This is a genomic window from Acinetobacter sp. NIPH 542, assembly GCF_000369825.1.
GTDB lineage: Bacteria > Pseudomonadota > Gammaproteobacteria > Pseudomonadales > Moraxellaceae > Acinetobacter > Acinetobacter oleivorans.
The window spans coordinates 1,567,090-1,588,994 of sequence record NZ_KB850206.1; the positions used below are offsets into that span (position 1 = coordinate 1,567,090).

The 21,905-nt window shown below is 39.3% G+C and carries 21 protein-coding genes; 5 read left to right on the top strand and 16 right to left on the bottom strand.

The window, feature by feature from the left end; all coding sequences use genetic code 11:
- Nucleotides 1-90: 90 nt before the first annotated feature.
- The 11 genes from tynA to F886_RS12845 form a co-directional block, all read right to left on the bottom strand.
- Nucleotides 91-2,406: a primary-amine oxidase gene (gene tynA, locus F886_RS12795; RefSeq protein WP_081402174.1), complete on the bottom strand. Its 2,316-nt coding sequence runs from the start codon at nucleotides 2,404-2,406 to the stop codon at nucleotides 91-93.
- Nucleotides 2,407-2,615: 209 nt separating this feature from the next.
- The gene (gene feaR, locus F886_RS12800; protein ID WP_005305971.1) at nucleotides 2,616-3,530 is read right to left on the bottom strand and encodes a transcriptional regulator FeaR; all 915 of its coding nucleotides are present in this window, start codon (nucleotides 3,528-3,530) and stop codon (nucleotides 2,616-2,618) included.
- Between the two features lie 198 nt (nucleotides 3,531-3,728).
- Nucleotides 3,729-4,685 carry a p-hydroxyphenylacetate 3-hydroxylase reductase component gene (locus tag F886_RS12805; RefSeq protein ID WP_081402175.1) on the bottom strand — a complete coding sequence of 319 codons (957 nt, stop codon included), beginning with the start codon at nucleotides 4,683-4,685 and terminating at the stop codon, nucleotides 3,729-3,731.
- A gap of 45 nt (nucleotides 4,686-4,730) precedes the next feature.
- Entirely contained in the window at nucleotides 4,731-5,684 is a 954-nt protein-coding gene (locus tag F886_RS12810; RefSeq protein WP_005305977.1) for a PDR/VanB family oxidoreductase, read from the bottom strand.
- 34 nt (nucleotides 5,685-5,718) lie between these two features.
- Nucleotides 5,719-6,456 carry an SDR family NAD(P)-dependent oxidoreductase gene (locus tag F886_RS12815; protein ID WP_005305980.1) on the bottom strand — a complete coding sequence of 246 codons (738 nt, stop codon included), beginning with the start codon at nucleotides 6,454-6,456 and terminating at the stop codon, nucleotides 5,719-5,721.
- Between the two features lie 10 nt (nucleotides 6,457-6,466).
- Complete coding sequence (locus F886_RS12820; RefSeq protein ID WP_004792056.1) at nucleotides 6,467-6,952, bottom strand: aromatic-ring-hydroxylating dioxygenase subunit beta; 486 nt, start codon at nucleotides 6,950-6,952, stop codon at nucleotides 6,467-6,469.
- A gap of 10 nt (nucleotides 6,953-6,962) precedes the next feature.
- Nucleotides 6,963-8,240 carry an aromatic ring-hydroxylating oxygenase subunit alpha gene (locus F886_RS12825; protein ID WP_005305983.1) on the bottom strand — a complete coding sequence of 426 codons (1,278 nt, stop codon included), beginning with the start codon at nucleotides 8,238-8,240 and terminating at the stop codon, nucleotides 6,963-6,965.
- Between the two features lie 29 nt (nucleotides 8,241-8,269).
- Nucleotides 8,270-8,803, bottom strand: coding sequence for a nuclear transport factor 2 family protein (locus tag F886_RS12830; RefSeq protein WP_081402176.1), 534 nt, complete (start codon nucleotides 8,801-8,803; stop codon nucleotides 8,270-8,272).
- A 4-nt stretch (nucleotides 8,804-8,807) separates the two neighbouring features.
- Nucleotides 8,808-9,167, bottom strand: coding sequence for a hypothetical protein (locus tag F886_RS12835; protein ID WP_005305989.1), 360 nt, complete (start codon nucleotides 9,165-9,167; stop codon nucleotides 8,808-8,810).
- 29 nt (nucleotides 9,168-9,196) lie between these two features.
- Complete coding sequence (locus tag F886_RS12840) at nucleotides 9,197-10,345, bottom strand: acyl-CoA dehydrogenase family protein (RefSeq protein WP_081402265.1); 1,149 nt, start codon at nucleotides 10,343-10,345, stop codon at nucleotides 9,197-9,199.
- Between the two features lie 36 nt (nucleotides 10,346-10,381).
- Nucleotides 10,382-11,491 (bottom strand): amidase, encoded by a 1,110-nt coding sequence (locus tag F886_RS12845; protein WP_005305994.1) that lies wholly within the window; start codon nucleotides 11,489-11,491, stop codon nucleotides 10,382-10,384.
- Nucleotides 11,492-11,640: 149 nt separating this feature from the next.
- Here F886_RS12845 and F886_RS12850 point away from each other — a divergent pair, with 149 nt between their 5' ends.
- The 3 genes from F886_RS12850 (at nucleotide 11,641) to F886_RS12860 (ending at nucleotide 15,238) form a co-directional block, all read left to right on the top strand.
- Nucleotides 11,641-12,108 carry a MarR family winged helix-turn-helix transcriptional regulator gene (locus tag F886_RS12850; RefSeq protein ID WP_004701395.1) on the top strand — a complete coding sequence of 156 codons (468 nt, stop codon included), beginning with the start codon at nucleotides 11,641-11,643 and terminating at the stop codon, nucleotides 12,106-12,108.
- 414 nt (nucleotides 12,109-12,522) lie between these two features.
- Nucleotides 12,523-13,872 carry a spinster family MFS transporter gene (locus F886_RS12855; RefSeq protein ID WP_005305999.1) on the top strand — a complete coding sequence of 450 codons (1,350 nt, stop codon included), beginning with the start codon at nucleotides 12,523-12,525 and terminating at the stop codon, nucleotides 13,870-13,872.
- 109 nt (nucleotides 13,873-13,981) lie between these two features.
- Nucleotides 13,982-15,238, top strand: coding sequence for an OprD family outer membrane porin (locus F886_RS12860; RefSeq protein ID WP_005306002.1), 1,257 nt, complete (start codon nucleotides 13,982-13,984; stop codon nucleotides 15,236-15,238).
- Nucleotides 15,239-15,274: 36 nt separating this feature from the next.
- On the opposite strand, the gene F886_RS12865 is transcribed toward F886_RS12860, so the two are convergent.
- The 4 genes from F886_RS12865 to F886_RS12880 are packed head-to-tail and all read right to left on the bottom strand — an operon-like array spanning nucleotide 15,275 to nucleotide 19,112.
- The gene (locus tag F886_RS12865; RefSeq protein ID WP_005306006.1) at nucleotides 15,275-16,018 is read right to left on the bottom strand and encodes an SDR family oxidoreductase; all 744 of its coding nucleotides are present in this window, start codon (nucleotides 16,016-16,018) and stop codon (nucleotides 15,275-15,277) included.
- A gap of 15 nt (nucleotides 16,019-16,033) precedes the next feature.
- The gene (locus F886_RS12870; RefSeq protein WP_005306009.1) at nucleotides 16,034-16,732 is read right to left on the bottom strand and encodes a histidine phosphatase family protein; all 699 of its coding nucleotides are present in this window, start codon (nucleotides 16,730-16,732) and stop codon (nucleotides 16,034-16,036) included.
- Entirely contained in the window at nucleotides 16,729-17,850 is a 1,122-nt protein-coding gene (locus F886_RS12875) for a phosphotransferase family protein (RefSeq protein ID WP_005306012.1), read from the bottom strand. The genes F886_RS12870 and F886_RS12875 overlap by 4 nt, the downstream gene beginning before the upstream one ends.
- A 17-nt stretch (nucleotides 17,851-17,867) precedes the next feature.
- Nucleotides 17,868-19,112 carry an acyl-CoA dehydrogenase family protein gene (locus F886_RS12880; protein WP_005306015.1) on the bottom strand — a complete coding sequence of 415 codons (1,245 nt, stop codon included), beginning with the start codon at nucleotides 19,110-19,112 and terminating at the stop codon, nucleotides 17,868-17,870.
- An 88-nt stretch (nucleotides 19,113-19,200) separates the two neighbouring features.
- On the opposite strand from F886_RS12880, the gene F886_RS12885 reads away from it, so the two are divergent.
- The gene (locus tag F886_RS12885; protein ID WP_005306018.1) at nucleotides 19,201-20,121 is read left to right on the top strand and encodes a LysR family transcriptional regulator; all 921 of its coding nucleotides are present in this window, start codon (nucleotides 19,201-19,203) and stop codon (nucleotides 20,119-20,121) included.
- 42 nt (nucleotides 20,122-20,163) lie between these two features.
- Entirely contained in the window at nucleotides 20,164-20,976 is an 813-nt protein-coding gene (gene pcaU / locus F886_RS12890) for an IclR family transcriptional regulator PcaU (RefSeq protein WP_004701378.1), read from the top strand.
- A 58-nt stretch (nucleotides 20,977-21,034) separates the two neighbouring features.
- Here the strand turns inward: pcaU and F886_RS12895 are convergent, their stop codons facing one another.
- Nucleotides 21,035-21,901 (bottom strand): MBL fold metallo-hydrolase, encoded by an 867-nt coding sequence (locus F886_RS12895; protein WP_005306023.1) that lies wholly within the window; start codon nucleotides 21,899-21,901, stop codon nucleotides 21,035-21,037.
- Between the last annotated feature and the right edge of the window lie 4 nt (nucleotides 21,902-21,905).

Below are 21,905 nucleotides of genomic sequence, written 5' to 3' on the forward strand. Positions count from 1 at the left end.
TTTCATTGAGAAATTCCTTTTTTGCGAACTGCCTAACCGTGCTCAAGTGTGGGTAACCGATTCGTTACCCACTCTAGATCATGCACCCATTTAGTGATGGTCGTGCTGTGTGTTTTGCTCTTCTTCACCCAAGTTTAAAGTCGGGGTACTGTCAAAGAAGTTCCAAGGTTTGATGAGTGTATTCACCCATTCTGTTGGCATGATTGGCCACTCTTCAGCACGTGCCACATGGGTTGTTCCTGTTGTCATCCACACTACAAGGTCTTTATTTTCAATATTTTCATTGTTGCCAATGAATTGTCCTAACCCTGTGTCATGAGTTGAACGGTTTGAATATTTCCCTTCTGGATAGCGTTCGTCTGGGTTGTACTGAGTCACCCAAATTTGCTTATCCATAAAGTTCAAACGTTTAAATAACCATTCATCTTTAGAGAAATTGGCTCCTTTTGCCACAGGGTGTGTTCCACCTGCAAACGGAATGAGTTGGTAAGAAACCGGATTACCTAATTTATTTTCCTTATTGAAATTCGTGAGTAAACGAATGGTGGATGGATCAAATTTTTCAGCTGCATTTTGCTCATTCGTAATGACTTTACTGTCAATTTGCATTGAACTTGTACGAACACCGCCTTTGTCGTTGGCTTTCACTACAGGGTCCATATGCATAAAGCTGTTGTTTTCACCATCGACATCCATGTCTAAGCGGAAATTATAGATGTGCTGATGCGTTGTACCCACAATATTATGATCAATTAAAGTTCCATATTTGGTGTCTTCTTTGGCAGTACTGTCATGCATGGTGCGTGATTTAACGCCTTTAACAGCTTCAATACCTGTTGCACCCGCATTAATCCCAATTACACCATTTTGGGCAAATACCCAGTCAAACATGTAATCGTAGTTTCCAACCGTACTAATCCAGCGAATGACAAGTTCACGGCGGGCTTCACTCGCATCTTGGTTACCAAAAATTTCGTGATGTTTATATTCAGGCCCAGCATAACGTTCAAATACAGCAATGGCATTTGGAATCACTTGTGGCTGGCCTTTATAGTCTGCAATCACGGCATCAAGTAAAACAGCGTTGTCAGGTGCATCTGTTCCAGGAAGAATAGATGAGGTAAGTGTTCCCATACCATATTCGCCAGAGTCTAAATAGGATTTGAAGTACCATCCAATATCAGGGTCACCATATGGAACTACCATTCCACCCAAGTTCCCTTCATACATAACTTTACGCTTAACGCCTTTATCTTTATAGGTCACCGTTGAAAGCTGTAAGCCAACACGAGAATCTAAGGCCACATGCAAACACCAATTCCCCCAATGTATGGTTTGGCCAGTAATGCTAAAGTTCTTACCCTCAGGTTCAGTAATATTGAGTGGTTTTAGCTTACTTGCTACGGGCTTATTCGACATATAAGGTCGATTTGCCATCGGTACAGGAATGATTGTGCCTTCTTCAATCTTGATAATTTTTTCTTTATCTAAATCCACTACAGCAACTAAATTTTCAATTGGATGCGCCCAATAATTACCATCGCCTACATCGAGGTAAGCGACGACTTTTAATATATTGAGTTGTTTGTCCAGACCATCTTTACCGCCAAAATATCCAACCGTCAGCGGTGTAGCAATCACTTTCTTCACATCGGTAATGCCGCGTTTCCGTAAAGCTTCCTGATATTCTTTACTCGTTTCAATTACACGCTGTACGGCTTCAAAATTATCGAGCAACACCATTCCATGAGTGTCTTTAAGTACATTCCATTTGGTGACTTGTTGAGTGTTAAGGTTAACTTCACCTTCAATCGCTTGACTCCCCTTTAATAAAATAAATGAGGCAATACGATCTTCTTTAAATTCTTTGTGATTAATAAAGTAATCCCAGACTTTGGCTTTTTCAGGTTCTTTAAGCTTTAACTCGGCAAAACGCATATTTTTATAGGCGTATTTCGAGCGATTAATCACATCAAAGGTCTTTTTAATTTCGTCAGAGTTTAGGCTATTGAGCGGGTGAAACGTATTTTCAATTTTAAAAGTTTGATCTAAACCAGACTGGAATACTTCATTAAAAAAGTCTTTTCCAATAACAGGCTTACCATCTTTGATTAGTAAAGGCACGCTGAGCTTGAAAGGTTTGCCGTTCACCAAAACCTGATCTGAATTGGGTTTAGCTCGAACCACCATAGAACCTTTGGTGATCATATAAGTATTGGTAAAATCATCTTTGACAACTTTAGCGCCTTGCTCACTCATGTTTTGATAAAGTGAGACCATTTCGGCCTTGCCACCATGCGCAAACGCTTGAGTATTGAGTCCCCAAAAGCTTGCAGCGATTGATAAGTTAAGTGCCAGTATTTTTTGTATGTCATTCAATAATCGTTGTTTACGCATTGGTTTCATCCTTTTGGTCTATCCCTGAACTATCTGAATCAGACAGTTAAAATGCACTTTCCTGTGAGTGAAATTAATTAGATTAACTTAATAGTTTTATGATTATTAAGCTTATCTAGCCTGCTCTAATGAATTTAATTTCAACACAGTTACATAGGGCTAGCTTGTTCAAGAATGACGTCGAACTTGTCTAAAAATGACATTGAGAGATGAAAGTTTTAAACCGAGATACCCTCTCTAAATTCTTTAGGAGAAATACCATAAGTCTTTTTAAAGATCTTTGAGAAATGCGCCCCATCCCAAAAACCCCATTTCAAGGCAATTTGGGTAATTGAGCTTTGTTTATTTCTTTTATCAAGCAAATCTGCTTTGACTTTTTCTAGGCGTTTGAGCTGTATATATTTGTTAATCGATAATTTTTCTTGAAGAAATAGACGGTAAAGATGACGTAGAGATACCCCAATATGCTCTGCAATTAATTTAGGTGTTAAATCGGGTTTTGCTAAGTTTTCTATAATATAACGCTCAGCTTTTTCCATGAGGTTATTTGAGCTATTAATATTTTTATAATTAATTGTCGGTTTGATTAAGGCAATCAATGCATCTTCAAAAGCATTACCATCTTCAGTTGCGTACCAAAGTTTGATGTTTTCAGCAGACATATTTTTCAAAATATTCTTGAGTAAAAAACCACTCATATTTTGCGTAATCAGTTTTCCAAAATATTCGGTACTAATATTTTCTTTCAGTAATTTTTCACGCGACAGATGGACTGAAATCTGACTTACTAAACCTTGCGGATACATTGAAATGGTTTCGACTGGGTCGACCAACACAATATCTCCTTCATTTAGGCTAAGAGTTTCATTTTTATACTCGAGCAGCATTTTTCCCGAATACTGCAAAATCAAAAAACAAAAGCGATTATTCACTCGATCAATTTCATCGGCTTTCCGGACAATCTTATTGGCATTGTTTTTGATAAAAGCTATTTCGGTATCACCCAATAAAAAGCACTGAACTTCACCAATGAATAAATTACGGGTTCCGTCAAAATCGGTTTCAAAATTGCCGCACACACTTTTAATATGGTGCGTCCATGTGAGTAATGCATCGCTTACATATTGGTTCATCCCTTACCTCTCTATACATGTGCCACCGTTCAAGATTTTGCGTTTGTGGTGGTGCACTGTCTTGGCTTATTTGCAATCTTGTTTTATTAATAAACAAATTGTGTGCCAAAAATTCCTTATCCTTGGAATTGTTTTGATGATAGTCAGCTAGATGTAAAGAAGCTGATAAATCAATTCAATTTATCAGCTTAATGGGACTTATGCTACTCCTGCAAAATCTCGCAGCATGGTAATAAAAATATTCTTTTGTTCCTCAGAATACTTTTTAAACACCTCATTTTGGTGGCTATCAGCAATATCAAACAAATACTGTGCCGTTTGTTTACCCTTTTCCGTTAGTGCATATAAATTATCATGATCAACCAATAATCCTTCAAATTTTAGAATTTCAGCCGACCGTTCAACTTCTTGCATTGGCATAGCAATATCACGCGGTAAATCTTCCTTACTTGAAGCAGTACCACTGGCTAAAACGAGCAAAAGACGTGATTCACTGGTACGGAACCCTGAAGCCATTTGCTTAGGAATATAGTCGGTTTGATAAGCTTTAAAAGCACGACTCATCAAATAGCAAACATTATTATATAAGTGCCCATAATGTGTTTGGTCTACGCCGTTCTGTCCAGTTTGCTTAACTTGAAGACTTGGATGCGGCATGACACAAGAATATGCGCCTTGATGGTAAACCAGCGGGCTTCGACCTTGGTCATGGAAACGAACCACTTTACCAACAATAATCCAGTGGTCACCACCCTCAATCACTTGATAGCGTTCGCACTCAAACACCGCAGAACAATTTTCTAAAATAGGTGCGCGTCCTGCACCAAGTTGAAAATTGGTGTCGGCAAATTTATCAATATTGCGTCTCGAAAACTTATTAGATAGCTCAATTTGCGTACCCGATAAAATATTGACTGCAAAATGTGTCGCGTCTTCAAATACTGAAAAACTTGAAGACTTTTTATCAATGCTCCACAAAATAAGTGGTGGGTCGAGTGACACCGAGTTAAAACTATTTGCGGTTACACCGACTTTCTCACCTTGTGCATTTTGTGCAGTAACAATGGTAACGCCTGTTGCAAAATTTCCTAATGCTCGTCGGAACTGTAGTGGATCGACCGTAAACTCATCTATTTGTTGTAATACATTCATCATCTTTCTCCTAAACCTTCTCTTACATCCATATAAATCGCGAGAGCATTAGATATCTAAAACTAGTCTCGGTGTTTTAGAGCGTGAACAGCACACCAATATTTGCTCATTGCTGGCCTTTTCTTCATCAGTAAAATAAACATCTCGATGGTCAGGTTCACCTTCAATTACATCGCACATGCAGGTTCCGCATACGCCTTGCTCGCAAGACATTTCAATGTCGATGCCTTCTTTAGCCAAAGCCTGCAAAATAGTTTCGCCAGCTTCAACCATAATGATTTTTCCGCTACGTTCAGCCACCACCTCAAATGAATCTCCCGAGGTGTCAGTTTCGACTTGGAAATACTCTTTGTGGATTTGCTGCTCAGGAAAATCGTGAGTCGTGGCAAGGTTAATCACCCAATCCATGAAACCAACTGGACCACAGGTGTAAATATGGCTTTCCGAGTCAATATTTTTAATGGCAGACTCAAAAAATGCTCGGTGGCTTGCACCTTCAGATTTAAAATGGAAGGTTGTGTATTTTACTAACTCACCATTTTTAATTTCATCAACAAAAGCACAATGTTCAGGACTAGCCCCACAGTAGTGAAGCTCAAATGATTCACCTTCATGTGCAAGTTGATACGCCATCGTGATTAACGGCGTAATTCCAATTCCACCGCCAATTAATACACTGTGTTTGGCTTTTAAAAGTGGAAATAAATTTTTTGGTTCACTGACCTGAATTTGCATGCCATCTTTAATTTCATCAAAAGCCGAGACTGAGCCACCACGAGATTCTGGGTCACGTAAAATCCCAAGGCGAAACTTACCTTCGTCATTTGGATTTTGGCAAAGTGAATACTGGCGTACCATGCCATTTGGTAAGTGCACATCAATATGCGCACCCGCTTCAACTTTTGGCAATGTTGTAGAAGTTGCAGATTCAAATTCCATGACTGCAATATTTCCACCTTCCACATGGCGATTTTTAACGACAACATCATAAAGTGTAGTCATGATTTAACTCCCTTTTCATGGTTAAGCAATTGGCTTAACGCATGAATAAACCACCGTTAATATCCCATGTTGCACCAGTCACAAACCCCGCATTTGGACTCGCGAGCAACCCACAAGTTTCAGCAATAAAATGCATACTTCCTAAGGATTTAACCGGAATATTCTGGATGAACTGTTCCATTTTCTCGTCAGACACCACACTATGAACGATTGGAGATTCCATCGGACCCGGTGCAACCGCATTAACCGTCACCCCTTTTGCCGCAAATTCTTTGGCAAAAATTTTGGTTAACGTCACAATCGCACCTTTGGTTGCCGCATAGTGTGCACCCGTTGCAGTACCGCCATTTTGTCCTGCTAACGAAGCCATATTAATGATGCGTCCATAGCCTTTTTTAGCCATATATTGACCAATAATTTGACAAGCTTGAAAGGTGCCGCGTTGGTTAACTTGGGTCACCCAATCAAAATCGGCTGCAGTAATTTCTAATACGGGCGTTGCTTTTGTAACGGTGGCATTGTTAATCAACACATCAAGTTTAGAAAATTTCTCTTCAATCCATTGCACAGCAGCATGAAAATCTGCTTCGACAGAAATATCTAATTTCAAGGGAAACATATTTTGTGCATATTGACTTTGTACCTTGGCATTTTCGGCTTTTTCAAGCGTACTTGCTGACAAAATCACTTGATGGCCTTGGCTCGCAAAATATTCAGCCATCACATTACCAAGTCCAGAAGCAGCACCTGTCACTAGAACAACCTGTTTCATGTTACTGCTCCTAAAGAATGTAGCTAATACCGGCTAAGGTATCGGTTGAGTTAACCAAGTTAATGATTTTACGGTTAATCTTAAAGCCTGTAGCCGCATCACGCGTCAAATGGTACGTAATATCTGCGGTGTAATGCTTGAGGTTTTCTTTACGGAATTCACGTAAGTTTTGAGCACAACGCAAAACGATTTCATTATCTTGGTCTTGAATAACTCGTACACGAGAAACACTACGTACAGTATTGGCTTTAGGTGCTGTAGAAATCGCTTCTCCATTTTCAAGACGCTCTACACGTAAAGTACGCATGTGATTATCGTCATAGGCATAATTTAAGTTGTTTTCGTAGTCAGTGAGATTTGGGTCAATTGGAATGATATAGACACCTTTTTCATTCCATAAATTAAGCCATTCACGGTACTCGCTGTGGTCTAACATATCTGCTTCAGCCCAGATGAAAGCAGTGACTTCATTTAATAATTGCAGATTCATATTCATTGCTCTCTCCTTAAGCCTTCATCATCTTTTTCCACTGCTGATATGCTGCACGCATACCTGTTTCAGCACTGACATCACTTTTTAGGCCATCTTCAGTTTTGACTTCGCCCGGTAAACCACGGTTGAGCATGATCCATAAATCATTACCAGCATTGGCACCGTGTTGCACGCGTTCCCAAGCTTCAGAGTCATCTGGTGTACCAAAACCAAATGGACCTTGGAAATGTTCATGCAAACGTAAGCGATATTGGTTGGCAATTTGTGGACCACCGTCCATCGTAATTACCGAGTGATGAATTTCTGTTTCAGCTACTGAAATTGGCTGTAACACACGGAAGAACGCCATCGAACATGCGATATTCGGGAATAAATTTAAGTTAAAGCCAGAACCACCAACTGCTCGAACAATACGGCGTACTTCTAATTCTTCATGACCTTCGTCGCGCAAAGCTTGAGCCAAGTCTTCAAAACGTTCTTGTATTGGACGCTCCATGAGCTCTTCGTCTAAATCAACCAGTTCAGGAATCATCACCATGACACTGTGACCATTCCCTAAGTCTTCAACAAACCCCGGCTGATTTTCGAAGTTAAAGAGTTCTTCGGTTTTTTCATCTACAGAACTCAAGAATGACTTGTGTACCAATGGGAAGTGATAGGCATCGGTGGTATTTTCAAGCTGGATTTTCCAGTTACCCGGGAAACGGAAGCGGTGTTCACCTAGCACTTTAATTGGATAACCCGCGCCTTGTTTCATAAACAGGTCAATCCATTTTTTTGCAGGTCCAAGGAACTCTTCAAGCGGTTGAATATCTTCTTTAAATGAAGCGAAGATCATGCCGTTATATTCTTCTACACGTAGACTCACCAGTGGTAATTCAGACTTATCTAAACAATCGCCGTAACTTTCCGGAGATGGCACACCACGTAAACTGCCATCAAGTGCATAACTCCAACCGTGGTACGGACATACAAAACTGTTAGTTTTTCCTTTTTTATGTTCACATACGGTTGCGGCACGGTGACGGCAACGGTTTAAAAGTACATGGACTTTCTTTTTACGGTCACGCACCACAACCACAGGCTGTTTACCAATGTTTATCGTTTTATAGCTTCCGCCTTCCGGAATTTCGCTGGCATGTGCGACCCACACCCAAGTGCTATAAAAGATTTTTTCCATTTCTTCGTCAAAAATGCGTTCATCTTTATAAAGAGAAGTATGGGCACGGTCACTTTGAACCAAAGCATCGTAATCAGTGCCAATGTTATGCGTCGGGATAATACTGTTCATATCAATAGTCCTTTTAAATATGTCCTGGGTCATTCCTGGGAAGGTACTGGCAATTCGGCTTCACTGTGCCAATGCGATACGGGACGACTGAAAATATTCTGTGTTTGGAAGTGTTTAATTTTCCATGTTCCATCTGCTTGCTTTTGAAACTTCACGTTGAGCTTTGCTGTATTCAGATGACTACGGCCATCTTTAAACGTTGAAGTCTGCAACATCAGCCATGAAGCATTTGCATCATTTTGATTTACATAGATTTGTTCTGAATTTACAAAGTGTGCATTCATAACAAAGTGAGATTCTTTTTGGGTATAGCTTTTAAACATGTCGTAAATCGACTGCCAAGAATCATAACGGCCAAAGGATTTGGCATATTTCTCACCAACACCTTCCCAAATACAGTCTTGATCAAAAAGATTCATCAGCTCGTCAAGGTCTGTATTTGCATTAAGCTCGTCACAGATTTCCATATAGCGGTTCAGGCAGTTACGAATTGCGTTGTGCGCTTCCAACTGTTCTAACCGCTCTAAGATTTCTGCAAAATTCACTTTGTCAGTCATTGCCATCGCCTTAACGTTGAATAATCAATTCACGCCCAACACGAGCTTCAACTTTGCAATATTTCCAAAGTTTGTATGGCCCTTCGCCCACTACCGTCGTTCTAAATAAGTTACAAGCGGCATGTACGGTTTCAATAGCCGGAACATCAGCAAGCAAATAAGTCGTCCAAGGCCAGCCCGTACTTGGGCCAACCATGCTTTGGTCATCATCAAGATTTCCAAAAACATGTACGCCCGGTAAGTCATGAATGCCATTCCACATTTCACCAAACGCTGCCCAAACGGCTTTTGCTTCAGCAGGTTCTGCATCAAAAAAGTTTTGGTTAATACCCATGCAGAACAAAACGCGTAATGATTTTTTAGCTTCCATCTCAATATTCCTTTTTTAAAAATTAAAACTTATAGATAACCTGGGGTTGGCTTTAACCCGAAACTGATTGAGCCTGCATTTTGTAAAGTAGCATCACCCATAAAGGCATGCTGAGTCACCACGTTGGTGTCATTCACAAAACGGCTAAATGGATTGTTTGTATAGATCGCTGTCATGCCCGCGAGCATTTGCATTTTTCGGGTGACTTTGGCGCAAACTCGCGCTGCATGGGTACATGCCAGACGCATATCGCTAATTTGTTCAGCAGTTGCTTCACGTCCAGCAATAATTTCATGCCAAACAATATCCATGGTTTGATAAAACCAAGATTTTGCCGCTTGAAACTCTGCATCTGCTTGAGCAAACTCATATTGAGTCACTGGGCGGTTGGCAATTTCTGAACCGCCTGTAATGGACGCTTTACCCGGCGCCAATTTTTCAAATTCTTCTAATGCGGCAGCTGCAACACCGATACCCACCACGGTTAAGACTTGAGTCGCTAAAGACAGTGACGGATATTTAAAAAATGGCTCGCTGAGTTTTGAAGGTTCACCACGGACAAAGGTCCATTTCTTTTCAACCAATACATCTTCAACGACTAAGTCATGGCTTCCTGTACCTTTTAGGCCAACGGTGTCCCAAGTCATTTCGATTTTGGCTTTTTTTGCAGGCATCACTGCCATACGTGGTAAGCCTTGCATTTCATTATTTTTAAGCGGTGAAATCCCCACGCCGACAATGTCAGCTCCCATACAGCCGCTGGAAAATTTCCAACGTCCACGAACTACGACACCTTCATCGGTAATTTCGGCAGGTTGTGGTGGGAAAATACCTCCAGCAAACACCACATCTGGCCCGTTTTGGTACAATTCTTTCAGTGTATCTTCAGGCAAACTTCCTAAATACGCAGGGCTCATACCGAAACTTGCCACCCAACCGACTGAACCATCAGCTTTAGATAACGTTTCGATCAATTCACAAAACTGTCTCGGTGACCATTCTTCACCACCAAAACGTTTCGGAACCAATGCACGATAAACACCAATTTTTTTAAGTTTTTCGATAACGTCTTGGCTCACATAGGCCTGATTATCAAACTCACCTGCACAGGCACGCTCACGAATTTCTTGGCACAAAGCATCTAAGTCAACTGCTTTGTCTTGAGAAGCAAACTCCATTTTAGACAACTTATTCATCATCTAACTCCTTGTAATTTATTGCATTGCATCAACACAAAATTTAGCTATAGCGCATAATTGCTCATCTTTTTGATGCTTCGATACGATCTGTAAGCCCACTGGTAAACCTTCACTGGTTTCAAGTGGCACTGAAATAACGGGATGACCTGATAAATTAAATGGTCGAACTAAACCGGTAAGATTCAAAAAAGCGACTGTGTTCTCAGCTTCAGAAACTTTTGGTGGAATTTGCGGAAGTGTCGGTAGAACCAATGCATCATATTTTTCTAATAAAGCATCGAGTTCTTGGGTGAGCTGCTCTTTTACAGCTTCCGCTTGTTTTACTTGCTCTAAAGTCGTGTGTGCCGCTTTTAATAAACGACCATTTACATCAGAACCAATTAAGCCAGTTTGGGTTAATTCACCAAAAGCTTGCCAATTTTCATAATTAATAATCTGCATGCCTGCATCATAAGCCGCTTCAAAATGTTCAACTTTTTCTGAAGTGGTCTGTAAATTAGCTTTTTGAAGTGCTTGATGAATACAGCTCCAAACAACCTCATCTGCTTTGACATCTAAAACAGCAATTTTTGGTGCACTAATAAATTCAGTAGGCTTAAAAGTTGGATCAATAATTTGCATGGCCTTTTCAATCATCTCGACTGAATTTGCAAAAGGGCCAACACAATCTAAAGAACTTGACGGCGGATATACGCCTTTTCTGCTCACACGACCAAAAGTTGGTTTTAAACCAAAAACTCCGCAGCACGCAGCGGGCATACGGATAGAACCGCCCGTGTCTGTACCTAAAGTAAAGTCAGCTTGTTTTGCTGCAACTGCCGCAGCCGAACCACTCGAAGAACCGCCTGGAATAAGTTCAGGATATTTAGGGTTGATGGGTGTACCAAAAGCATGGTTAATGCCTGTAATACCGAAAGCCAATTCGTGCAAATTTGTTTTCGCAAGAATTTCACAGTCTGCTTTTAAAATGTTTTTAACCACCTCAGCATCATCTTGAGCAGGTTCAACATTTAATAAAGCTCGACTACCAGCTATGGTTTTCAGACCTTGAATATCAATTGTGTCCTTGACCATCACCTTGAGCTTGCCACTTCCTTTGTGCACGCTTTGGCTAACAATATTCATTCACTTTTCCATGTATTTTTATTCATTAATTAAAATATCGGAAAATTTAATGGAATTGTCAAGTATTTTTTATAATTTGTTCTCAAGGAAATATCCAAAATTTTGTTTATAATAGAATTACCCTTTTTTCACTAAGTTATTGCTTAGCTATGCTTGATCATTTAGAACAATTTCTTCCTAATAAAGAACCGTCGAGTATTCAAAATTTCCCTTTTTTTTGGGTTTCTCAAGTTAACGGAAAATATTCACAACTCATTGAAAAATCAATAAAAAAACTAGGTATTGATAATACACGCCGTAAAATCATTTTAAGTACTAATGCTTTGGGTGAAGCCAGTATTACCGATATCGCTAATCTTTCTACCTTAAAGTTAACTACGGCCACAAAAGCTGTATATCGCTTAGTAGAAGATGGAATTGTCGAGGTCTACTCTTCTACCACCGATGAACGCATCTCGATGGTGAAATTAACACCCAAAGGTGTCGAGCTGGTTGAACAGATTAATCAAATTAGTGTGGTCACCTTAGCGGGCATCCTAAATGCCTTTTCAGAAGATGAGCTTCACAATTTAAATCACCAGTTAAAAAAATTATTTGACCTCATGCCATCAAGTTGATTATTTGACTTGATATCGGGTTCAATACGCTCAAGAGCAGTATGAAACAGTTCCTCTTTTCTCGCTGCTCTTTATAAAACAAGTTTTAATACTAAAAAACAAATAAAAATCAGGTCTTTAATTCTATAAATTATTACTATTTGTTTACTTAATATACTTTTTAGGTATTCTAACATACTCAATAAGTAATGGAATTTTACATATAAAAAGAAAATAATAATTCCATGATCTTTAAAAACCCATTAACTCCTAATTGGGTTTAGACACACTCTTCCGGTCTGTACGAGACCAAATTACTCATTTCTAGCCTATTTATTATTCTTATCTAAAAGGGGGAAATATCGAAAACTTCAGAGGAATAATAAAAGTTAGATATCAATTTCTTTAAGCGTTTTATACATAAGGATTAAGTGTATGAACCAAAGTAATATCGCTGTTGAAAGGACACAAAAGAAAAGCAATGCTTATGCATGGTATGTCGTCACACTTTGTATGTTGGCATATATATTTTCATTTATTGACCGCCAAATTCTGGCGCTGATGATTGAACCCATCAAAGCAGATCTCCAACTTTCAGATACACAATTTAGCCTGTTACATGGCCTTGCCTTCTCACTGTTTTATGCGGTTATGGGTTTACCCTTAGCCTATATTGCTGATCGTTTTTCACGACCAAAATTGATTTCAATCGGGATTATTGTTTGGAGTTTAGCAACGGCCACTTGTGGTTTAAGTAAAAACTTTATCCAACTGTTTTTAAGCCGTATGGCGGTCGGTGTAGGTGAAGCGGCTTTATCTCCAGCCGCTTATTCAATGTTCAGCGACATGTTTAGTAAGGACAAACTAGGACGTGCTGTCGGGATCTATTCAATTGGCGCTTTTTTAGGTGGTGGTATCGCCTTTTTAGTTGGCGGTTATGTCATTAACTTGCTTAAAGGCGTGACACTCATTGAAGTTCCACTATTAGGCGCACTTAAAGCATGGCAAATTGCCTTTTTTGTAGTAGGTTTACCCGGCATCATTATTGGTATGCTATTTATTCTGACCGTTAAAGACCCTGCACGTAAAGGCCAACAGCTCAATCAAAATGGACAAGTTGACCAAGTCAAATTCTCACAATGTCTTCAGTTTATTAAAAAACATTCGAAAACATTTGCATGTCATTATTTAGGTTTTACCTTTTATGCAATGGCACTCTACAGCCTAACTAGCTGGACACCTGCATTTTATATTCGAAAGTTTCAACTCGCACCGACTGAAACAGGTTACATGCTCGGCACAATTCTGTTAGTCGCAAATACCTTAGGTGTGTTTTGTGCAGGTTGGTTAAATGATTGGTTTATTAAAAAAGGACGCCAAGATGCACCGATGTTCACTGGTGTGATTGGGATTGTTGGCCTGATTATTCCAATTGCATTTTTTACCCAAACAGATCAGCTATGGCTTTCAGTAAGCTTACTGATTCCTGCAATGTTCTTTGCATCTTTCCCTCTAGTAATTTCAGCAACTGCTCTGCAAATGTTAGCCCCAAACCAATTTAGAGCACGTCTTTCTGCCCTATTCCTTTTAGTGAGCAACTTAATTGGACTCGGTATTGGTACAACATTGGTGGCCATTATCACAGATAAAGTTTTTGGTAGTCCGTTAATGGTGGGTTCTTCTTTATCTATTGTAGGTGGTCTGTCGTGTGTACTGGCTCTAATTCTGCTTTTTAAAGGCTGCAAATTCTTTAGTGAAAGTATGAAGCTTGAAAAATTAAATTAATAGATCTTACCAATTGCCAAAATATACTCTCTAACCAAACGCTTAGAGAGTACCGAAATATTCAAAATTACGTAGTGCCGAGGACTGGCATACATCTGGGAAATGGATTATGGAATTATTTCACCGTTTTAAACCACACACTTTAGCCGTTACCACTTTATTACTGATGTGCAGCAACTCATGGGCCGCAAATCCGAATCAGCAAACTGAAGATGAATGGAAATTCACTTTAAAGAATGCCTATATCAACCGGGATTTTGATAATGATGCACTTAAAGATACTGGCAGTTGGTCTCAGGCAGCGTCATTATTTTATAAATCGAAAATGCATGACACCCCACTAGTTATAGCAGACAAACCCATCACGATTGGGGCCGATGCATCGGTTCAATACGCCGTGCGCTTGAGTTCAGACAAACATGTCGCTGACACAGTTTTGCCTTTTAATAAAGAAACGCAATCTCAGGCGTCCGACTATTTAAAATACGGCGCGACTTTAAAGCTAGGTTATGACAAAACACTTTTAAGTGTCGGTGAACTTTGGCTAGATTTACCTGTAACTGCCGTAGATGCTAGTCGTCAGTTACTCACTTCGTATTGGGGAACCAACTTAAAGTCACAACTTTCAGATCAGCTTTATGCTGAAATTGGCCGAGTGGAAAAAGTGTCTCCACGAAATGAAGAAGACTTTAAAAAGTTTTCTTTCACATCAAATGGGGTTACTAAAGAATCTGATGGGTTAAATTATATTGACCTGCGCTATCAATTTACGCCGTCTTTAAAGGGTGAATATTATTTTGGTAATTTAGAAGATCTCTACAACAAACACTATGTTGGCCTTGAGCATAATTGGAAGCAGCCAACTTTTGCTCTTACCTCTAAGTTTAAGTACTTTAATGCAAAAGATGACGGCCATACTTTTGATATTGATGCGCAGAACATTGGATTACTTGAAACCGTTAAAGTAAAAAACCACACATTTGGCTTGGGTTACCAACAGATTATTGGTGAATCAGCTTACCCATTACCAGATGGTTTCTTACCAGAAACTTATTTTATTAACTGGAATGCTACGGGCTTCTTTAAAGAAGATGAAAAGTCTTACCATGTCATGTATGGCTACGACTTTAAAGATTATGTGCCAGGCCTAAATGCGATGGTGAAATATGTTTACGGAAATGATTTCAAGGCAGCCAATGGTGAAAAAAACCATGAAACTGAGTCTAATGTGATTTTAAACTACGCATTTCAGCAGCCTTTCTTAAAAGGCGTTGCCCTGCAATATATTCGGATTGATTACAACGTAAAACACGGCAATGACTTTGGTGAAGACCGTTTATTTGTCAATTACACCAAAAAGTTCTAATTAAAAAATACCCCCTAAATCTTAGGGGGTAATTTTTTATCCTAATTTATTGACCAACTTTAATGGTAAAACCTTCATGGCAATACTCATTGGTAACCATGGCCACTGCGGCACATAAGCTTTTACAGGTTGTTTTTCAATAGCTTTGACCAAAGCTTTACATCCTGTTTTGGCATCTACCTCAAAAGGTAGATGTTTAGCACCTTCATTCATTTCGGTACGGATGTAACCTGGGAAAATGGTTGAGACTTTAATTGGTGTATCCAGTAATTCAGCACGAATACCTTCAGCCAAGTGAGCGACCGCAGCTTTACTCGCTGCATAGGTCGATAAATGTTTTGGCAATCCGCGCATAGCACTCATGGATGACATCACCACCAAATGACCTGCGTTTTGCTCTCTAAAAATTTCAACTGCTGCTTCACACTGTGCTAAAGCAGAAATAAAGTTTGTTTCAGCGGTGGCTCTGTTAATTTCAAAATTACCTTTACCAATACGACGGCCATTTCCGACTCCCGCATTTACAATAATTCGGTCTAAATAGCCAAACTCTTGTTTAAAGGCTCGAAATACTTCAAAAACCTGATCGTAATTGGTGACGTCCAGACTTTTTGCAATTACTTTAATACCATACTGATTTTCCAGTTCAGTTTTTAAAGTTTCTAATCTGTCTAAACGGCGTGCACAAATCGCTAAGTTATAGCCTTTGGCTGCAAATTCATGCGCCATACCCGCGCCCAATCCAGAACTTGCACCTGTAATTAAAATCGTCTTTGCCATGCTTTTATCCTTATTTTAAATCCATGTCAGTAAATCTGGACGCTCAGCTTTTATAAAATGATGTTCATTTAAACTTAAAACCTGAGCTTCATTTCCAACCAACCGTAAAGTCGTGAGGCTTGTATTAGCAATTGCCCAATTCAACGCAAAAGTTCGATTAGGACTGAGTTCAAGCAGTTTTCCAATGGCTACAGAAATCACTCCACCAGAGGTAAAAACGACCGCATAGCGAGGTTTAGTTTTTGCTAACTCATCACAAAGTTGCTGTAATGCCATTTCGACTCTATTTTTAAAATGCGGCCAAGACTCATCATACTCATGATGAAAATCGCCATCGGTCCATCGCCCAATGGCACCTTCAAATATTTTGGCAAGATACGCGCGTGGGTTTTGTTCTTTTGCTACGTCAGCTTTTAGCAGTTCAGGCTGTTCAAAACGCGGCTCATAGCGTGCAAAAACCTGTTGATGGTTAAACTCATTCCATAAATTATTATGATGAATCAGCGCATCTGGAAAGCATTCATTAAGTGCAAGCTTTGCAGTCTGCTCATGGCGCTGCATAGTTCCAGCAACCACATACGGTTGTTCTTTCAATATTTGCTTAAAATAACGACCTAACAAAGTCGCCTGAGCCTCACCATTTTCAGACAGCTCATCATAGTTACTTTTACCAAACGATGCCTGTCCGTGTCTTACCAGATAAATTGTGGTCATTTTCTTAAAATACCCTGTATTTTCTGTAGAGATTGCTGAGCAAATTCAGATTCTTGCAATTTTTGCTGTGCGATAAGTTTTAAAGCTCGGATATGTAGCGCATGAATCACGATCCAGAAATCTTTAAATGCAGAATTTCGGGTTTGTTTATGGTAATAGCGGTAATAGATTTGCTGGGCAATCACTGCTAAACGGAATACACCAAACACTTCATAAAAAGCCCAGTTTTGAGGCTCCAATCCTGTTTTTTGCAAATAATACTCAACGACTTCCTTACGAGAGAACATTCCCTTTAAGTGAGTAGGCTGACGGCGTGTTGATCTAAAAATCATATTATCCGTAGGCTCAACCCAATAGGCCAAAGCGCTACCTAAATCCATTAATGGATCACCCAAAGTCGCCATTTCCCAATCCAATACACCAATCACTTCAGTTGGATGTTCTGGATCTAAAATCACATTATCAAAACGCCAATCATTGTGAATAATGCAAGTCGTAGAGTCTTGAGGAATATTATCGTTTAGCCATTTTCGAACATATTTAAATGATGGTACGTTGATTGTGCGGACTTTTTCATAGCGCTTATCCCAACCTTCAACTTGTCTACGGCAATACCCCGTACCTTTTCCTAGTTCAGCTAAAGGCGTGTTCTCATAAGGAACTTGATGTAGCTCAATCAACTTATCAATAACATTCACACAAAGTTGATGAACATTTTCTTCATTAAAGCCAAGCTCAGGCGGTAATTTTGCACGAGGAATAATGCCTTCAATGCGTTCCATGACATAAAAATCACAGCCAATGACCGATTCATCCTGACAAAGTGCCACCATTTTAGGAAGTACTGGATAATAAGGCGCAAGATTTTTTTGCACCATATATTCACGGGCCATATCGTGGGCTGACTTCGCTTTTGTTCCTTTTGGAGGACGGCGCAAAATTAAATCGGTATTTTCATATTTTAAACGATAAGTCCAATTCGACGCCCCGCCCGTATATTGAGTAACGACTGCTGGGCCAACCAACTCAACACCTTGGCTTTTTAACCAGTTTTCAACTGCCCCAATATCAAGTTCTTCACCTTCACGTACTTCACCGCCTACATCAATTACCGACATATTCACTTCCTTTAAACTTATACTTTCTTATGACGACCGAAATAACCACGTTTGGCCAACTCTAATTTGGCAATCATGCCTTTATGTACTTCATCTGGACCATCAGCTAAACGTAGACTGCGTGCTTGAGCAAAGAAACCCGTTAATGGTGTATCTCTTGAAAGGCCCGCACCGCCATGTAGCTGAATTGCCATGTCGACTACTTTTTCTAAAACACTTGGAGCCACTACTTTAATTGCAGATATTTCTGTTAAAGCAGCCATATTTCCTAAAGTATCCATTTTATAAGCAGCATACAAGGTTAAAAGTCTAGCTTGATCTATGGCGACTCGCGCATCGGCTACACGTTCGAGGTTTCCACCAAGTTTTAAAATTTCTTTGCCAAACGCCGTTCTAGACATACCTCTATCAATCATGAGTTCTAGTGCTTTTTCAGCAGCTCCGATACAGCGCATGCAATGGTGAATACGCCCCGGCCCTAAACGCCCTTGTGCAATTTCAAAACCTTGACCCGCTCCACCAATAAAGTTTTCAAGAGGCACTCGAACATTATTAAAGTGAACCTCACCGTGTCCATGTGGCGCATCGTAGTCACCAAACACAGGTAACATACGTTGAATTTCGACACCCGCCGTGTCAATCGGTACTAAAACCATGGAGTGTTGATGATGGCGGTCTTTGGTTTCATCTGGAGTATGCGCCATAAAAATAATGACTTTAGCATTTGGGTCACCTAAGCCAGACGACCACCACTTTTTGCCATTTAAAACAATTTCATTACCATCAATGAGTGCAGTCGCTTGCATATTGGTTGCATCACTTGAAGCAACATCGGGTTCAGTCATACAAAAAACCGAACGAATTTTTCCGTCCAATAAAGGCTGTAACCATTGTTGTTTTTGCTGTTCACTGCCATAGCGCCATAATAATTCCATATTTCCTGTATCTGGTGCATTACAGTTAAAAACGGTTGGTGCCAATAAGCTACGACCAGTTAATTCAGCTATATGCGCATATTCTTGAACAGTTAACCCTGCACCTAGCTTTTCATCTGGTAAAAACATATTCCAAAGGCCAGCTTGCTTTGCTTTAGATTTTAGAGTTTCTAAAAGCTCAGGCCACTGCCATTTTTTCCAGTTTCCATCTGGATTTAATTCGTGAACTTCTTCCCAAAATTTTGCTTCTACAGGTTCTATTTCTTCTAAAATAAATTTTCTTGTTCGCTCGGCAAAATCCTGAGCTTTCTTGGAGAGTTCAAACATTCTTTTTCCTTTACATCTTTATCTGGTCTTTACATCAACATAACTTGAAACTTAATATGAATGAAATGATTTTATTAAATAACACATCATGAATAATATTCATAATCTGCATGGCCTAGACTTAAGTTTTTTTCACCGAATTGATATCAATTTATATCCGCTATTTATCGCAATTTATGAGCAAAAAAGTATTTCAAATGCGGCAAGTAGTCTCAATATTACGCAGTCGGCAGCAAGTCATGCTTTACAACGATTACGCCAGCAACTTGAAGATGATGTGTTTATACGAGTAGGCAATAAAATGTCTGCCACTCCTTTTGCCGAGCAGATTTACCCAACTGTGAAGCAAGCACTTTTAACCATTCAAAACATTAGCCAACAGAAACATGTGTTCGACCCGACAAGTTTAAAAAGCTTAAAAATCGCCGTGCATGACGAAATTGAGCCAATTATTCTTCCAAGATTGGCTCAACATTTTCAAAATCTTAATTTAGATTTGCAGTTTGTGAGTATGAAGCTAGATCGAAAACATATTATGGCGGACTTAGCTACACAGCAGCTCGATTTCGTAATTGACCTAGAACAATACTTGTCTCCTAAAATTACCTTTGATCATTTGGTCACAGACGAGTTCGTCATTTGTAGTCAATTTAAAGAAGTCGATTTATCTCTTTATATTAATGGACGACACATTGGTGTTTCATCACGCCGTACAGGTGCTTTACTTGAAGATATTTATTTAAACCAACACCAAAAAATCTCTAGAAATGTATTTATGCGCTGTCAAAACTACTCAACGGCGTTACAAGTTCTGGCGGCTCAAGCCGACGCAATATTGACCATGCCTCGTATGATTTTGCAGCATTTATCTTATAGTCCTAAAATTTGCTTACATTCTCTACCTTTTGAGATAACCAATATTAAAATGGGTATGTTTTGGCATGAAGATTTAAGGGATAATTTAAGACATCAATTTTTGCGACATGAAATTATTAAACTTTTTCAGTAAAGCAAATTGATCTACTAAGCTTCTATCGTACAAGGACCAGTAATGAGTAAAGATGAACGGATAATCCAGAATCAGGACAACAAAAAAACGATTCGTCATGAAGATTACATTGCTGGCATCGGTAAAGGCATGGCGATTTTAGATAGCTTTAGCAGCAATCAACATCGTTTAAACATTTCTATGGCGGCTGAAAAAACTGGACTCACCCGAGCGGCAGCAAGACGTCATTTATTAACTTTAGAATATTTAGGTTATCTTGAGTCAGATGGCCACTATTACTATTTAACTCCGAAAGTTCTTAAATTTTCAGGAGCTTATTTAGGTGCAGCTCAACTTCCAAAAGTATCTCAGCCTTTATTAAATCTGTTAACTAACCAAACTTCTCTCATTTATTCAGTGATGGTGCTTGATGGTTATGAGGCCATTACCATTGCCCGTAGTGCCGCCCACCAACAAACTGACCGTGTAAATCCATATGGTTTGCACTTGGGTAATCGCTTACCTGCTCATGCGACATCTGCGGGTAAAATTTTACTGGCACATTTAAGCCAGCAAGAACAATTAGACTGGCTTCAAAAATATCCTCTTCAGCGTCTAACCAAATATACGCATGTCGAAAATGATAAATTTTTAGAGTTACTAAAAGAAATTCGAGAGCAAGATTGGTGTTATTCACGTGAAGAACACGAATTAGGTGTTCATGCGCTCGCCGTACCCATTTATGGACAAGACTTTAAAGTGGTTGCAGCTTTAAATATTGTTTCTCCAACTATGAAAACAACTGAAGAATATTTAATCCAACACATTTTGCCTTTATTGCAAGAGACTTCGCGGGACTTAAGACAAGTTCTTTAAATCTTGCTTAGGCTATTTAGAACATAAAAAAGATCCAAAATAAATGCTTAGGCTATTTTTAGAAGTAGTTGAAAGGAATTTTTAAATAGCGGATGCCATTCGATTCAGGCTCCGGAAAGTTTCCACCGTTCATATTAATTTGAATTGAAGGCAGAATTAATTTTGGCATTGCCAAAGTTGCATCTCGTTCTTGGCGCATTTTTATGAATGACTCTTTGGAAACGCGTCGATTTAAATGAATATTGCTTTGCTTTTGAGTTTTTATATCTGTTTGACAGACATATTTATCACGGCCTTCGGGTTTATAGTCATGGCATAAAAACATGCGCATGTTGTCAGGAAGTGTATAAAGCTTTTGTACCGAATCATAAAGTGCAGCTGCACTTCCTTTAGGAAAATCGCATCTCGCTGAGCCATAATCGGGCATAAATAGAGTATCTCCCACAAAAACAGCATCGGCAATCACATAACTCAAGCAAGCGGGTGTATGCCCTGGTGTAGGGATGTTATAGGCTTCTATATCGCCTATTTTGAAATGTTCATGATCTTCAAACAAATAATCAAAAGGCTGATTTTCATTAAATTTCTTAAAATCAAAATTATAAATAGCGGAAAATGTTTCTTGGACGATTGAAATCTTTTGACTAATTGCAATATCACCGCCCAATTTAGATTTTAGATATTGGGCAGCAGTCATATGGTCGGCGTGGACATGGGTTTCTAAAATCCATTGCACTTTAAAGTTTTGCGCCAAGACATAATCGATAATTAAATCAGCATTGGTTGTTTTTGTAGTTGCTGAAGCTGCGTCGTAGTCAAGCACACTATCAATAATCGCGCATTGACGAGTCGCTAAATCTGCAACAACATAGCTAAAAGTATTGGTGTTTTCATCAAAAAAATCTTTTACTAGAGGTTGTTGCATAGGT